This window comes from Peribacillus folii (genome assembly GCF_030271255.1).
In the GTDB taxonomy this organism is placed as follows: domain Bacteria; phylum Bacillota; class Bacilli; order Bacillales; family DSM-1321; genus Peribacillus.
Genome location: NZ_JASJOM010000008.1, coordinates 78,015 through 91,456, shown reverse-complemented (window position 1 = coordinate 91,456; position 13,442 = coordinate 78,015). Strand labels below are relative to the sequence as shown.

Here is a 13,442-nt window from a genome sequence, read left to right as displayed (position 1 = left end):
GAAGAACTTTCTAAATCTTCTGTTATAATATTCTCATGAGAAAAAAACCAATTTATGTTTATAAGCAAATGTCAGGAATAAGAAGGGGGTCATAAAAATGGACGAACAACAGCAATATGTATTCATAGATTTTGAATTTACGATGCCGGAGGGGAAAGCGAATCCGGTGGGATTTTATCCGGAAATCATTGAGGTGGGCTTGGTCACCGTCATCAATGAGACGATTCAGGAGCAATTTTCATCATTTGTTAATCCAATGAAATTTCCAGCCCTAACGGGAAGGTGCAAGAAATTCTTGAATATAACCCAAGACCAGGTGGACCGGGGCATTTCATTTGAAGAGCTGGTTTCGTTATTGAGGAAGATAGATGAGCAGCATCCAACGACGATCGTGACATGGGGTAATATGGACATGAAGGTTCTCCGTCAGAACTGCCAGAAATCAGGATTGAGCTTCCCCTTTTCCGGAAAACAGACGGATCTTTGCTTGGAGTACAAACGCTTTTTTGGGGATCAAAACCAAACCGGGCTTTGGAAGGCTGTACAGGCCTATGGTAAGGAAGGGACAGGCAAGCATCATAGGGCGCTTGATGACGCCATCACGACTTATAATATCTTCAAGCTGGTGGAGAAGGATAAGAGCTATATGCAAAATCATGAACCGACCACGATTGGCGATCGCATTGATTTATCGAAGGTACTGAATCATTTAGCGTTATAAAAGCCAAATCATCTACTACTGATTTGGCTTTTATCATGCTTCATTTGAAATAATCGGCCGCTAGGTCCTCAAGGAGCTGCAAGCTTTTTTCATTCCACTCCGTATCGGCTTCACTTAAGGTTTGCTTCATTTTAGCAACAGCTTCCCTTAAGGATTCCTTATATTCAGGAATTTCCCCATCAAAGATCCTGACCATATTCTTAGGCACGTTGGTTTGCTCCCTGAATGCAAGGGCGCGCCGTTGATGGAACATGGACACTTCGGTTTGCTTCGGGTTATGAAGATCGCCCTGCATGGGATGCTTCATCACAGCCAACACTTTAACAAGATATGCAGCAGGCCTGATATCGGTGACTTCCCCGATGTATTTTCCCGTTTTATAAATCGCGGTAACCTTATCGCCGATTTGAAAATCCTGTTCTGACATTTCCCTACCACCTTTCTTTAACTTCCTTCATGATACATAAGAACAACGGTTTTTCACAGCGAATTTGTTCAATTTGGCAAAGATGCTTTTTTATATAAAATCGTGTAAAGTGTACAAATGAAGATGAAAATGGAGCTGCAGGCCATTTTATAAAAAAAAGAAAGAGGTATGACACATGACAAACTTTCCGCAATTGACAAGTGAAGTATTGGAAAATGAAAAAGCGGTCATCATGCAAACGACGCTTGGCGATATTAAAATCAAGCTATTTCCTGAGCTTGCTCCGAAGACAGTGGAGAATTTCCTGACACATGCTGAGAACGGTTATTACGAAGGAATCATTTTCCACCGTGTCATCAAGGATTTCATGCTGCAAGGCGGAGATCCGACAGGGACTGGAATGGGTGGAGAAAGCATTTGGGGAGCTCCATTCGAGGACGAGTTCTCGATGCAATTATTCAATTTGCGCGGAGCGCTTTCCATGGCAAATGCAGGACCGGGAACGAACGGCAGCCAATTTTTCGTCGTACAAGCACAGCACGTGGACAGCAGGATGGGTGAGCAAATGAAGCAAGCCGGTTATCCTGAGGAAATCATCAGTGCATATATGGAAAAAGGCGGCACTCCATGGCTTGACCATAAGCATTCCGTTTTTGGACAAGTCATCGAGGGCATGGACGTCGTGGATGCGATTGCTGACGTGGAAACCGTAGCAGGGGACAAGCCAGCCGTGGATGTAGTCATTAAAGGAATCACCATTTTATAATGTACAAAAGGTGAGGGGCCGAGTGCCTCTCGCTTTTTTGCGGTTTTAGCCGATTCCACCCACTAGTGGATTGTTCTGGAAATTGATATAATGGGAACGAAGCAGCTCATATCTCTAATCAAGGAGGATGTATCGGATGGATTTTCCCAACCATGCTTTACTAGGTTTGTTCCTTTATTTTCCGGAAGACAAGTCTGAGTATATCCCGGCTGGCATCACTTGTTTCATCTTTTTGGTTGCCGCCGTTTTTACGATGAGGGCCATTATCAGATATTCAAAAAAAGAAGAGATGAAGACGAAGAAATTCGAGGATGAAGTGACGAAAAGGAACCAGCGTTTAAAGGATGACAGGCTCACTTGAACTAGGATAAAATTAGAATGAACAATAAAAAGTTCCCTTATCAGCATAAGCAATTTATACTATAAATCATAGAGATAGAAATTTTGGGGGCGTAAGTTGTTATGCAAATCGTAGCGAAAAGGATGATTGCGGCAGATACGGTTAAGCGGTTTTTCATTCACCACTGGGAGACGAGCCAAGTCGTTTTTTCAAGGGGCTTATTTCATTATGCGGAACTTGAGGGTTTCGGGGTGATGGATGAGGCTGAGGAAATCTCGGGATTGGGCACGTACAAGGTAACCGATCAAGTCTGCCAGATCATTTCTTTGAATAGTGTGCATGAGAATCAAGGTGTGGGCTCATCGTTGCTTTATGTGATGGAGAATATCGCTAAGGAGAAAAATTGCCATACCATTAAAGCGATTACGACGAACGATAATTTACAGGCCTTGAAGTTTTTTCAAAAGCGTGGGTATGTCATTTCGGAAATCGTCCCAAATGCAGTGGTACGATCACGGGAAATCAAGCCCGAAATTCCTTTTTACAGCAGAGATGGCATCCCGATCCGAGATGAAATCATACTCGAGAAAAACATTTAAAAGGGTGTAATACACCTGGAATTCAGATGGGGGGAATGGGGAAATGTTCAAGAAAATAGCAGCTGATGCCCTTGGTTTAAGTGATATCGGAAGTGTGATAAGTCCTGCGGATTATGACAAGGTCGATGCGGATGATTATATCATGCACGAAGACGGGGAAAAAATTTACTTCCTGATCAAATCGAAAACGGATGAATATTGCTTCACGAATCAAGCTTTCATCCATTTGGATGGGACAAGCGCGATCAGCAAGAAGCGCACGCTCATGAGGTACAGCTACAGCCAGCATACTATTTCCAATGCGACTCTTGAGACGGCGGGTACCGTGGATTTGGATGCGGAAATCAAATTTTCGATCGGTGCAAGGACCTTTTCCATCGATGTCCACAAAAAATTCATTGAAGAACTGAAGGATTTGTTCAAATCACTCGTAAAAATATCGGAAATCTGCCATGAGAACGAATATGCCCTGCAATTTGCGCAGCAAAGCGTAAATTTTGCTTCTTCGACCTTGAACCAGGTTCGGACCGAAGGAAATCAAATGGCGGCAAGCTTTAAGGAAATCAATGCTGCAGCGTTTGAATGGTTGATGGACAGCCGGAAAAAGTACCATGTGAAAGATTTCGGATTTGTTTTTGAAAAATATATCAATAATTAAAAGGAAGGCGAACACAATCCCATGTGTCCGCCTTCTTTTTTTAATTGTTCAAGTCATACAAACCAGGGCTGTGCTCATTCGGCATGTCTGGCATTTCCGGAACGGGATAACCATTTGGAGGCTCCGTGACGGTAAGCTGCCCGCCATTCCGGCTCGGTGTTTCACCTTGGAAGACCTCACTGATCCGGGTTTGGTCGAGCCTGAAGTTGAATTGGGCATTATGATAGCCTAAATCCACATATTTGCGACATTCAGGATATTTGTTCAAATCATAATTCGGTACAGGGAAGATCTTCCCCCAGCTGACCCCTAGTGTTTCCAAAGCCTTGGCAAAAGCGTTTTGGTGGGCATTGTCCCGTACCATCAAAAAGGCGATCGTTTCACGCAATGATTTATTGGAGCTCATTTCATAAATCCTCGATTTTTGCAAAACCCCAGTCGATTCAAGAACGACATTATTCAACAGGTTTGCCACGATATTGCCATGATCGTAAACATATGAGCCAGTCCAAGGATTACCCCCTGCATCGACGGGCAGTGACGCCTTGGCTCCCATGATGAAATGATGCGGGTTAGCGCCGCCCTTGATGACATCGTCCAATGGGGCACCATCGATACCGGAATTTCCCGGCATGTTGCCGCCTGCATCATTCAGCAGCTGGTTGATCGTCGATTGGACAAGTTCAACATGGCTCAATTCCTCCAAGAATACACCACGGATCAAATCACGATATTGTTTTGCTTTGCCGCGGAAGTTGGCACTTTGGAATGAATATTGCATCATCGTCCTCATTTCGCCGAATTGTCCTCCGAGTGCCTCCTGAAGAACTTTGGCCGCACTTGGATCAGGTTTATCAGGAACGATCATATTGATTAAATCTTCTTTATAGAAATACAATGAAAGGCCTCCTTGGAGTGTAAATGAATTTCTCCGTTAGCTTTTGTTATTTGCCTCCTTTTATTCCTGAGGAAAAAAATACCTTTATGGAAAGGCGTGAAGAGAGAAATACTAGAGGAAGAACAATTTTGAAAGGATGTTGCACATGCTTTCCAATCAGCAGCTAAAAGGCTTTCAACAGCAATTGCAGCAAACGAAGCAGGAGCTGAAAGAGCGGTTGAATGATTCGGGCGACTTCGATTTAAGAAGGAGCATGCACGATTCGACCGGCGAATTATCGAGTTATGATAATCATCCTGGCGATCAAGGAACCGAATTATACGAACGGGAAAAGGATTTGGCGCTTACGGAGCATTATCGCGATGAAATAAGTGATATCGATAGGGCCCTTACCGCCATCCAGGCAGGGGAGTATGGAAAATGCGAGGTTTGTTCGAGGGAAATCCCCCTTGAACGCTTGAATGCCATCCCTACCACCACATTTTGTGTCGAGCATACCCCATCACGGGAAACCTCCCACAATCGTCCAATCGAGGAAGAAGTGCTGGGGCCGTCCTTCGGTAAATTCGATAACGAGGAACGAAATGAATCGGTCGCCTTCGATGCCGAGGACTCCTGGCAGGAAGTGGCCTCCTTCGGAACATCTGAAACGCCTTCCGATTTCGCTTATCCGCCAGATGATTACGAAGATATGTACATCGATTCCGAAGAAAACATCGGGTATGTCGAGGATTATGAAAATTTCGTAGGTGTCGATATATACGGGAAGGAAATAACGGTATACCCGAATTCCCAGTATGAAGAATTGAAGGAAGAGCTTTTTGAAGAAAATATCCAGACCTCCTTTGGGGACCTGCCTCGTTATGAGCATGATCCTTATGTGGAGGAGGATAAAGAATAAGCGCAAAGGAAAAAGGGAGAGCAGCTGGGAGGCGCTCTCCTTTTTCATGCGGTTTTCATTTATTTTTATCGACTACGACATGCTCGAATTTATCTGCTGGCAAATCGACGGAAAATGCTTGGCCGAAACCAATTACATATCGTCCATCTTTTGGCGTGAGTTCAAATAGGGATAGATCCAGCCCTCTTAAAACCCCCATCATCGGCGCACCATGGTTTTCTGAGAACTTGGAAAATATGACCTCGTGACCGTCGTTTCCGATGTTTTCAGCGGTACATTGAAAGCGGACCCGCTCCAGTGCGAATAAATTAGTGGAACTTTGCTCATCTTCAAGCAGCATGATGCTGATCCGTTCATTCGCTTCAATAAATTGATAATGGTCGGAAATCTTGCTGATATAAATATAAAATTTCCCTTCATGTTGAACGAAGGGGGCATAGCTAATGAAAGGTTCTCCAAAGGCATCCTTGGAGCTGATCACCATCGTGTTACACTTCTTTAGAAATCGCAGATATTGCTCCTTTTTTGCGGGAATATCGATTGATTTTGCCATTTACTCTCCTCCTGTTAGCGTGTGGTTGGAAATGCCCACTAAATTAATTCGTGGCTTCCTATGCTGATAATGCGAATCGATTTCACACTCCACTCCATAGACACTGCGAATCGTCTCTTTCGTCATGACCTCTTCCGATGTTCCATATTTCACGATGGTTCCTTTTGAAAGGACACATATTTTATCGCTGTAAATACTTGCTTGGTTTAAATCGTGAAGCACCATCACGACCGTCATTCCCAAATCGCGATTGACGGTATGGACAAGCTCAAGCAGTTGAAGCTGATGGGCGATGTCTAGGTAAGTCGTCGGTTCATCAAGCAGCAATACTTTCGGCCGCTGCGCCAAGGACATCGCAATCCAGGCACGCTGTCCTTCCCCGCCGGATAGCGAGGATACGAGGCGGTCCTTTAAAGGTGTTAATCCCGTTTTTTCAATGGCCCACCCGACGATGCTCAAGTCTTCATCATTGGTACGCTCATACCATTTCTTGTGGGGCGTACGTCCGTATTTCACCAATTCCTCAACCGTGATATCCGACGGCGGTTCATTCGCTTGAAGTAAAACGCTCATCATTTGCGAGATGGTTTTCTTTTTCAAAGAATGCAGATCCTTGCCATCTAAAAAAACCTTTCCGCCCTGAACAGGAATCATTCTCGACATCGCTTTTAGCGCTGTTGACTTTCCCGAGCCATTCGGGCCAATGATCGATACGATTTCCCCTTTTGAAACGTCGATCTTAAAATCATTTAATATTTTCTTATGATCATAGCCTGCATCCAATGATTGAGCCTTCAGCATTTATATGTCACCCGCTCTCATTAGATATAAAAAGTAAGGTCCTCCAACCATCGCCATTACAATCCCTGCCGGAATGTCCAACGGGGAGAATAGGGAACGGCCGATCGTATCGGCCACCAATAAAACGAGTGCCCCCAAGACCATGCTCATCGGCAATAAGCGACGGTAATTGGACCCGACTAAAAATCTCGACATATGTGGGACGATAAGTCCGACAAAACCGAGCAACCCAACGATGGATACGGAAATGGCTGCTAAATAAACAGCGATGAGAGAAAGGGCGATTCGAATCCGATTCGTATTTTCCCCTAAGTTCACCGCTACATTTTCACCCAGGTTCAAAATGTTTGCCGGACGGATGCAAAACAATGCGGCAATCCAGCCAATGAGTGAGTAAGGGAAGAGGAGGCTCACATCTCCCAAGCCCTTTGCGGACAAACTTCCATTCAGCCATTGAAGGGCCGAAGGGAGGCGATCGCTGTAAAGAATCGACAGCAGGCCGGTTATCCCGCCAAAAACAGCATTAACGGCAATGCCCGAAAGGATGATTCGTATCGGCGATATACCATTCTTCTTCCAGGCGAGTGCGTAGACTAAGGTAACGGCTACAAGCCCTCCCACCACCGCAGCGAGCGGTATATACTTGCCGAAGCCGGGGAATAGAAGAAGGATGAATAATACTGTCACTGCCGCACCGCTAGATACGCCGGTCAAGCCTGGATCCGCTAAAGGGTTCCTCATGACGGCCTGTAGCAGGGCACCGGATATGGCTAAATTGATCCCGACTAAGATGGCGATCAAAACCCTGGGAATTCGCAGATCCCAGACAATCGTTTCTGACATTTCCTGACCAGAGCCAAAAATGGTCCTGATCGTTTCCATAGGTGACAAATGCACACTGCCCATTCCAATTGATAAAATCATGAATATCAGCAGAAAAATGAGTATGGCACCTATCCTGAATCCTGTCTTTGGTTTTACTTTCATTTAATCCAACCCTCATCTGCATTCAATTACTTATATAAAATCTCGCTTAGCTGCTCCAAGCCGGTCGTTGCTTTTTCAATGGATGCATAGCCAAAGATCTCGTAGTCAAGGGCTTGGACACGATCTTCTTTAAAGGCATTTAATTTCTCCCATGCGCCATTCTTTTTCACATCGGCCTTAAACTGTTCCAATGCCGCAGTTGGATCACCGTGTGAAACAAGAAGTATGGCATCCGGGTTAGCCGAAATGACATCCTCCATATTCATCGGTACATAGGCCTCGGTTGATTTCAACACTTCATTTACAATATTCGTAGCTCCTAATTTTTTCACTAAGCTTCCTACATACGTATTCTCGCTCATCAGCATAAACGACTCACCTGAACCGAATAACACCATGACCTTTGATGAATCCTTGCCTTTGACGCCATCCAATACGGCTGTTTCCTTCTCTTGCAATTGTGCAATATAGTCTTGCGCTTCGGCTTCCTTATGTAATACTTTCCCTAATACTTCAAGCGATACTTTTAGATCTTCATAAGAATCCGTGGGAATGTAAGCCGTGTCCACCTTGCTATTCTTTATTTTCTTATCCAGGCTATCTTTGATTGATTCAGGTCCGATTACGATATCCGGCTTAAGGCTTACGATCTTTTCTACATCAGGTTCAATGGGAGAACCGATTTGGGTTACATTTTCGAAACCTTTAGGCAGCTCATGAGTGGAAGTGGGGATCCCGACTGGCTTCACATCCAATATTTGCAGCATTTCCGCGATCGAAACAGAAGTCGTTACAATCGATTCAAGATGCTTCGAGGGAAATTGCTTGGTTAATTCCTCCACCTTGTCTTTACTTGAAGCATTTGTATCACTTGCCGCCTTTGCAGCTTCGCTTCCATGCTCTGCAACTACTTTTTCATTGGTTTTACCTGGTTCTGCCTTTTCCTCGGCACAACCGCCCAACACGAATAATGCAGATAGTAATACCGTTCCGTATATCCTTTTTTTCATCGTTTGAATCCTCCGCATCGTTATAATTAATAATAATAATCATTATCAATTAGAAAGAATACCAGACAATCAGCAGGTTTACAACAGCTATTTTCGTTTGAGGGGAATCGCTCTGTGCATATTGGTCGTTGAATGAATAAGAAAAGCCACTCTACCGATGTAGAATGGCTCAGTCTATAGATGTTTATGGGTGTAGGCGATTGGAACATTCGATTGCAACGAGAGCACTTGCTTTGTGCGGGCAATCCGGGAGCCTTCTCGGCGCCTATGCACGCTTTTCCCGCAGGAGCCCCGCGCCTTCCATTCCAATCGATTCTGCATGAACCCCTTTTATAACACATAGCAGGGCATTTTATGAAAATGCTCGTTTTAACCGGTTTAGTCCCTCCAGCAGCGTGGCGCGTGAACAGCCGATGTTCATCCGGACAAAGCCTTCTCCCCCCGGACCATATTTTAAGCCAGGCTCCAATGCCAGCTTTCCTTGATAGATCAGCCGCTCCTTGATTTGTGCATCGGTTAATCCGAGGCCGCGGCAGTCAATCCATAAGAGGTAGGAAGCATCCGGATGCATCACATGCAGGGCGGGAATTTCGGCAGCAATGAATTCCTCTGCCAGCTTGATATTTTCTTCAATGTAGCCCATCATTTCGGTCAACCATTGCGAGCCTTCACGATAGGCGGCTTCCATGGCTGTCAGGGCCAGGATGTTGAGACCATGGAAAGCTAGTTTCGTTTGGACCTTTTGCAATGAAAGCTGCAGCTCCTTGTTGCTGGTGATCAGGAATGAAGCCTGCATCCCGGCAATGTTGAATGTTTTGCTTGGGGCCATCAACGTCACGGTCATCGCTGCCAATTCTTTTGAAAGCGAGGCAATCGGGTAATGCGTCGATCCCGTGAGGAACAAGTCAGCATGAATTTCATCACTGACTATGATGACATCGTACTTTTCACAAAGTTCCCCGATTCGCAGCAGTTCGTCCTTCGTCCAGACACGTCCGCCCGGGTTGTGCGGGCTGCAAAAAAGGAATAGCTTCACTCCGTCTTTCAGCTTGTCTTCAAAATCGGTGAAATCGATCGTAAAGCGCCCTTCCTCGAGGATGAGGGGACTGTTGACCACTTCCCGGTCATTGCTTTTGACCATATCAAAAAATGGCGTATAAACAGGTGATTGCAGCAATATTTTATCACCGGGATTCGTAAAGGCTTGGATCGTCGTGCTGATGGCCGAAACGATACCGGAACTGAAAGAGATCCACTCCTTATCGACTTTCCAGGAGTGGCGATCTTTCAGCCAGTCTTGAATCGCGGTGAAAACTGTATCCGAAGGGGCGGTATAACCGAAAATAGGATGTTTCAAGCGCTCGACCAACGCTTTTTGAATGCCTTCGGGAGCCGGGAAATCCATATCGGCTATCCACATTGGCAGTACATCCTCGCTTCCAAACAATGTTTTAAGCGAGCTTTTATCCCATTTCACGGATCCCGTGTTCTCCCTGTCATAATGTTCTTCAAAAATTGATTTATTCAAAATATCCACCACCGAAAAAATTTTTGTCGTTTTCGCTAAGAAGCAGTCAGTATGATACTATGATATCATGTTCTTTGAATATATCGAGCAGGTGATGATTATATGGATACACAGCAAATGAATATAGCGTTGGTTGCCGTTTTACAAGAGTGGGACCCTTTCCGGATCGGAGGGGACTTATACGAGCCGGAAATTGCCGATACAGTCGTAGCCATCCGGGATATCGATAGCCCACGGGAGCTTGCGGGAAAAATACAATCCATTTACGAGTTCGCGTTCGATGAATCCATCGAATTCGAAAAATGCCTTGAAGTTGCACAGAAGCTGCTCATCATTAAAAATGATGCCAGCTGTTCCATATAAAGGTCAAAAAAGGTGTCCCAAAATTAAGGGACGCTTTTTTTTTTGCCGCACTACTCGTGAGCATGTTCCTTACGTTCAACGTCAAGGGCGGAGGTTCCGAGGAATCGTTTGATTAATTGGTAGATTTCCGCAGGCTTTTCCTCGGGAAGCAAATGACCGGTATCTTCAAGCACAACAAGCTCGGAGTTGGGCAGGTCGGCATGGAGCCTTTGGCCGATTTCCAACGGCACGACACGGTCATGTCTTCCCCATACAAGGAGGCAGGGGATCTGGATATCATGAAGCTCTTCCTTTAGCAAATCTATTTCCTTATCCCGCAGCATCCTCCCCAGTGCACGGAATATATCATGCTTTTCCATGAAGGGCCTTAAATATCCCTGGCGCATTTCATCATCAATCAGGGACGGGTCATGGACAACATTTTTCAGGTTTTTTTCGATGCCGGATCGTTGGAGATACCCCTTTATCCCGAATGAAAAGAAAGGCAGGTAGCTGACCAGCTTCATTTTTTCCGAATAGCTTGGCAAATAGCCTGAACCGGCAAGGAGAATCGCATGTTCAACCAAATCTGGATGCGATTGGATGAGCTGCAGGGAAACCTGCCCGCCCATTGAATGGCCGATGATGCTGAATTTACCGATATTTTTCCCTGCTAAAAAATGGACGACGGATTTGGCGATGTTCCGGAAGGAATACGTATACCGATAATCTTTGCCGCTTTGCCCGAACGGAGGGAGGTCCAATGAAATCACGTTGAATTCCTTGATTAAGTGGGGCACCAGTTTACGGAAGCTGAAGCTGGATGATAAGAAGCCGTGAAGCAGTACAAGGGTCGGAAGGGAGTCATCCATCCGGTCATATTCAAAATAGATGTCTATATTATCGACCCGTTCCCTGCCTATAATTGTATGACGTTCCATATTGGTCCTCTTTCCTCGCGATTGGCAGCGTATAAAATCCCATGATTTACAATAATAGGGATGGTCCTGCTGTTGCATAACAGTAAATGTAATAATCCCCAGCAAAAATGACAAATGCTATAACAGCTCGCCAATCAATTTTGATATAATAGTGTAAGTTTATCCTGACAGAATAGGACTTATTAATTTTTATTGTCATATAGGAACCTAATGAGATCAATCGTGAGACTATCTGCCAGCCAAAAACCAAAAGGGGGTTTTCCCATGCACTTGAATGAAGAAGAATTGGAAGTCTTGAGAATCATTGAAAATAACAGCCGGATCGATATGAAGGATTTGGCTAAAATGACTGATTTATCAGAAGCGGACATTGAAATCACATTGAAAAAATTAGAAGAAATGCGTGTCATCGTCCGTTACTTAACGGTCATCAACTGGGCAAAGGTGGACGAATACCATGGTGTCACGGCGATGATCGATGTGAAGGTCACCCCAAAACGAGGCGTCGGTTTCGATGAGGTGGCAAAGCGGATCTACAAATTCAAAGAAGTGCAATCTGTGTACTTAATGTCGGGGGCCTATGATCTTTCAGTGATTGTCGAGGGCCGCTCAATGAACGATGTGGCTAAATTCGTTTCCGAAAAACTCTCGACGCTCGACTCCGTTATTTCGACGACGACGCATTTCATCATGAAAAAATACAAGCATGATGGCACGATTTTCGATCAAACGGAAGAAGATAAGCGGATCGTGGTGTCACCATGATAAAAACGAGTTATGTTTCAAGAACGGTTGCAGAGCTTAAACCATCTGGCATCCGCCGCTTTTTTGACCTGGCTGCCAATTTGGAGGGTGTCATCTCGCTTGGTGTGGGCGAACCTGACTTCGTCACATCATGGGCAGTAAGGGAGGCGGCGATCAACTCCCTGGAGGAGGGATTTACCTCTTATACCGCCAATGCCGGTTTATATGAATTGAGGGCGGAAATCAGTGGGTATATGGAAAAGCAGTTCCATGTTTCATATCGGCCCGAGGACCAAATCATCGTCACGGTCGGTGCAAGCCAGGCGCTTGATATCACGTTGAGGACCATCTTGGATCCAGGTGAGGAAGTCATCGTTGTCGAACCGTGCTTCGTGGCATATGCACCGCTGGTCACGATGGCGGGAGGGGTCCCTGTCACGGTCCAGACCTCGAAGGCCGATGACTTCAAGTTGACTCCCGAGCAGCTCGAAGCGGCGATCACGCCAAAAACGAAGGCGGTCTTAATCTGTTCGCCGAATAATCCAACCGGAACGCAGCTTGGGCAGGAAGAATTGGTGATGCTTGCTGATATCGTCAAAAAGCACGACTTGCTGGTCATTTCCGATGAAATTTATGCCGAGCTTGCTTATGATGAACATTTCACTTCTTTTGCCGCCATTGATGGCATGTTTGAGCGGACGATCGTCATCAATGGATTCTCGAAAGGGTTTGCGATGACAGGATGGCGACTCGGCTTCGTTTGTGCCCCTAAGGAAATTTCCGAAGCGATGCTCAAGCTTCATCAATATGCGATGATGTGTGCGCCGACGATGGCGCAGCATGCTGCCTTGGAAGCCCTGAAGCACGGAATGCAGGACGTGGAGGATATGCGTCGCAGCTATCGGAGAAGAAGGAATTATATCGTCAAATCATTCAATGAAATAGGGCTTGAGTGCCATAATCCCGGCGGGGCGTTTTATGCCTTCCCTTCCATCGAGAAAACCGGGATGACTTCGATGGAATTTGCCGAAAAACTATTGACGGAGGAACTTGTTGCGGTCGTTCCGGGAGATGTGTTCGGCCAGAGCGGTGAAGGCCACATCCGCTGTTCCTATGCATCCTCCATGGAGCAGCTTCAGGAAGCGCTGAAGAGAATGGAACGTTTCATGGATAACCATAGTAAATAAGTAAAAAAATAGGGATCCGGCCATTACGCAGCCGGATCC

17 protein-coding genes are annotated in these 13,442 nt (G+C 45.5%); 9 read left to right on the top strand and 8 right to left on the bottom strand.

Going from position 1 to position 13,442, the window contains the following annotated elements; genetic code table 11:
* The first annotated feature begins 97 nt into the window (after positions 1 to 97).
* Positions 98 to 721: a 3'-5' exonuclease KapD gene (kapD, locus tag QNI08_RS14960; protein ID WP_285768211.1), complete on the top strand. Its 624-nt coding sequence runs from the start codon at positions 98 to 100 to the stop codon at positions 719 to 721.
* A gap of 40 nt (positions 722 to 761) precedes the next feature.
* Here kapD and kapB read toward each other — a convergent pair whose 3' ends face one another.
* Positions 762 to 1,148, bottom strand: coding sequence for a kinase-associated lipoprotein KapB (kapB, locus tag QNI08_RS14955; protein ID WP_285768210.1), 387 nt, complete (start codon positions 1,146 to 1,148; stop codon positions 762 to 764).
* A gap of 175 nt (positions 1,149 to 1,323) precedes the next feature.
* On the opposite strand from kapB, the gene QNI08_RS14950 reads away from it, so the two are divergent.
* The 4 genes from QNI08_RS14950 (at position 1,324) to QNI08_RS14935 (ending at position 3,511) form a co-directional block, all read left to right on the top strand.
* Entirely contained in the window at positions 1,324 to 1,914 is a 591-nt protein-coding gene (locus QNI08_RS14950; protein WP_285768209.1) for a peptidylprolyl isomerase, read from the top strand.
* A 136-nt stretch (positions 1,915 to 2,050) separates the two neighbouring features.
* On the top strand, positions 2,051 to 2,275 hold the full coding sequence (locus tag QNI08_RS14945; RefSeq protein WP_285768208.1) for a hypothetical protein: 225 nt from the start codon (positions 2,051 to 2,053) through the stop codon (positions 2,273 to 2,275).
* A gap of 101 nt (positions 2,276 to 2,376) precedes the next feature.
* Positions 2,377 to 2,853 (top strand): GNAT family N-acetyltransferase, encoded by a 477-nt coding sequence (locus QNI08_RS14940; protein ID WP_285768207.1) that lies wholly within the window; start codon positions 2,377 to 2,379, stop codon positions 2,851 to 2,853.
* A gap of 43 nt (positions 2,854 to 2,896) precedes the next feature.
* Positions 2,897 to 3,511, top strand: a complete 615-nt coding sequence (locus QNI08_RS14935; RefSeq protein ID WP_285768206.1) for a PH domain-containing protein — start codon at positions 2,897 to 2,899, stop codon at positions 3,509 to 3,511.
* Between the two features lie 40 nt (positions 3,512 to 3,551).
* Here QNI08_RS14935 and QNI08_RS14930 read toward each other — a convergent pair whose 3' ends face one another.
* Positions 3,552 to 4,409, bottom strand: a complete 858-nt coding sequence (locus tag QNI08_RS14930; RefSeq protein ID WP_285768205.1) for a manganese catalase family protein — start codon at positions 4,407 to 4,409, stop codon at positions 3,552 to 3,554.
* Positions 4,410 to 4,554: 145 nt separating this feature from the next.
* Between QNI08_RS14930 and QNI08_RS14925 the strand changes: the two genes are divergently transcribed.
* A complete protein-coding gene (locus tag QNI08_RS14925) occupies positions 4,555 to 5,310 on the top strand; it encodes a TraR/DksA C4-type zinc finger protein (protein ID WP_285768204.1) in 756 nt (251 codons plus the stop codon).
* Between the two features lie 55 nt (positions 5,311 to 5,365).
* Here QNI08_RS14925 and QNI08_RS14920 read toward each other — a convergent pair whose 3' ends face one another.
* The 5 genes from QNI08_RS14920 to QNI08_RS14900 all read right to left on the bottom strand — a co-directional run bounded on the left by QNI08_RS14920 (position 5,366) and on the right by QNI08_RS14900 (position 10,198).
* Entirely contained in the window at positions 5,366 to 5,863 is a 498-nt protein-coding gene (locus QNI08_RS14920; RefSeq protein WP_285768203.1) for a HugZ family pyridoxamine 5'-phosphate oxidase, read from the bottom strand.
* On the bottom strand, positions 5,864 to 6,664 hold the full coding sequence (locus QNI08_RS14915; RefSeq protein WP_285768202.1) for an ABC transporter ATP-binding protein: 801 nt from the start codon (positions 6,662 to 6,664) through the stop codon (positions 5,864 to 5,866). It abuts the gene before it with no gap.
* Complete coding sequence (locus tag QNI08_RS14910; RefSeq protein WP_285768201.1) at positions 6,665 to 7,651, bottom strand: FecCD family ABC transporter permease; 987 nt, start codon at positions 7,649 to 7,651, stop codon at positions 6,665 to 6,667.
* Positions 7,652 to 7,677: 26 nt separating this feature from the next.
* Positions 7,678 to 8,661: an ABC transporter substrate-binding protein gene (locus QNI08_RS14905; protein WP_285768200.1), complete on the bottom strand. Its 984-nt coding sequence runs from the start codon at positions 8,659 to 8,661 to the stop codon at positions 7,678 to 7,680.
* Between the two features lie 352 nt (positions 8,662 to 9,013).
* A complete protein-coding gene (locus QNI08_RS14900; RefSeq protein WP_483313782.1) occupies positions 9,014 to 10,198 on the bottom strand; it encodes a MalY/PatB family protein in 1,185 nt (394 codons plus the stop codon).
* A gap of 93 nt (positions 10,199 to 10,291) precedes the next feature.
* Between QNI08_RS14900 and QNI08_RS14895 the strand changes: the two genes are divergently transcribed.
* Positions 10,292 to 10,552: a DUF1871 family protein gene (locus tag QNI08_RS14895; protein ID WP_285768198.1), complete on the top strand. Its 261-nt coding sequence runs from the start codon at positions 10,292 to 10,294 to the stop codon at positions 10,550 to 10,552.
* Positions 10,553 to 10,602: 50 nt separating this feature from the next.
* On the opposite strand, the gene QNI08_RS14890 is transcribed toward QNI08_RS14895, so the two are convergent.
* A complete protein-coding gene (locus tag QNI08_RS14890) occupies positions 10,603 to 11,472 on the bottom strand; it encodes an alpha/beta fold hydrolase (protein WP_285768197.1) in 870 nt (289 codons plus the stop codon).
* A gap of 264 nt (positions 11,473 to 11,736) precedes the next feature.
* On the opposite strand from QNI08_RS14890, the gene QNI08_RS14885 reads away from it, so the two are divergent.
* Positions 11,737 to 12,237 carry an Lrp/AsnC family transcriptional regulator gene (locus QNI08_RS14885; protein WP_285768196.1) on the top strand — a complete coding sequence of 167 codons (501 nt, stop codon included), beginning with the start codon at positions 11,737 to 11,739 and terminating at the stop codon, positions 12,235 to 12,237.
* Complete coding sequence (locus QNI08_RS14880; protein ID WP_285768195.1) at positions 12,234 to 13,403, top strand: aminotransferase; 1,170 nt, start codon at positions 12,234 to 12,236, stop codon at positions 13,401 to 13,403. The genes QNI08_RS14885 and QNI08_RS14880 overlap by 4 nt, the downstream gene beginning before the upstream one ends.
* Positions 13,404 to 13,442 lie beyond the last annotated feature (39 nt).

Excerpts from the sequence above, each read along its gene's own strand:
- kapB (WP_285768210.1), bottom strand. The coding sequence starts at position 1,148 with ATGTCAGAACAGGATTTTCAAATCGGCGATAAGGTTACCGCGATTTAT.
- QNI08_RS14950 (WP_285768209.1), top strand. The coding sequence starts at position 1,324 with ATGACAAACTTTCCGCAATTGACAAGTGAAGTATTGGAAAATGAAAAA.
- QNI08_RS14885 (WP_285768196.1), top strand. The coding sequence starts at position 11,737 with ATGCACTTGAATGAAGAAGAATTGGAAGTCTTGAGAATCATTGAAAAT.
- QNI08_RS14880 (WP_285768195.1), top strand. The coding sequence starts at position 12,234 with ATGATAAAAACGAGTTATGTTTCAAGAACGGTTGCAGAGCTTAAACCA.
- QNI08_RS14940 (WP_285768207.1), top strand. The coding sequence starts at position 2,377 with ATGCAAATCGTAGCGAAAAGGATGATTGCGGCAGATACGGTTAAGCGG.
- QNI08_RS14935 (WP_285768206.1), top strand. The coding sequence starts at position 2,897 with ATGTTCAAGAAAATAGCAGCTGATGCCCTTGGTTTAAGTGATATCGGA.
- kapD (WP_285768211.1), top strand. The coding sequence starts at position 98 with ATGGACGAACAACAGCAATATGTATTCATAGATTTTGAATTTACGATG.
- QNI08_RS14905 (WP_285768200.1), bottom strand. The coding sequence starts at position 8,661 with ATGAAAAAAAGGATATACGGAACGGTATTACTATCTGCATTATTCGTG.
- QNI08_RS14915 (WP_285768202.1), bottom strand. The coding sequence starts at position 6,664 with ATGCTGAAGGCTCAATCATTGGATGCAGGCTATGATCATAAGAAAATA.
- QNI08_RS14920 (WP_285768203.1), bottom strand. The coding sequence starts at position 5,863 with ATGGCAAAATCAATCGATATTCCCGCAAAAAAGGAGCAATATCTGCGA.
- QNI08_RS14890 (WP_285768197.1), bottom strand. The coding sequence starts at position 11,472 with ATGGAACGTCATACAATTATAGGCAGGGAACGGGTCGATAATATAGAC.
- QNI08_RS14910 (WP_285768201.1), bottom strand. The coding sequence starts at position 7,651 with ATGAAAGTAAAACCAAAGACAGGATTCAGGATAGGTGCCATACTCATT.
- QNI08_RS14925 (WP_285768204.1), top strand. The coding sequence starts at position 4,555 with ATGCTTTCCAATCAGCAGCTAAAAGGCTTTCAACAGCAATTGCAGCAA.
- QNI08_RS14945 (WP_285768208.1), top strand. The coding sequence starts at position 2,051 with ATGGATTTTCCCAACCATGCTTTACTAGGTTTGTTCCTTTATTTTCCG.
- QNI08_RS14895 (WP_285768198.1), top strand. The coding sequence starts at position 10,292 with ATGGATACACAGCAAATGAATATAGCGTTGGTTGCCGTTTTACAAGAG.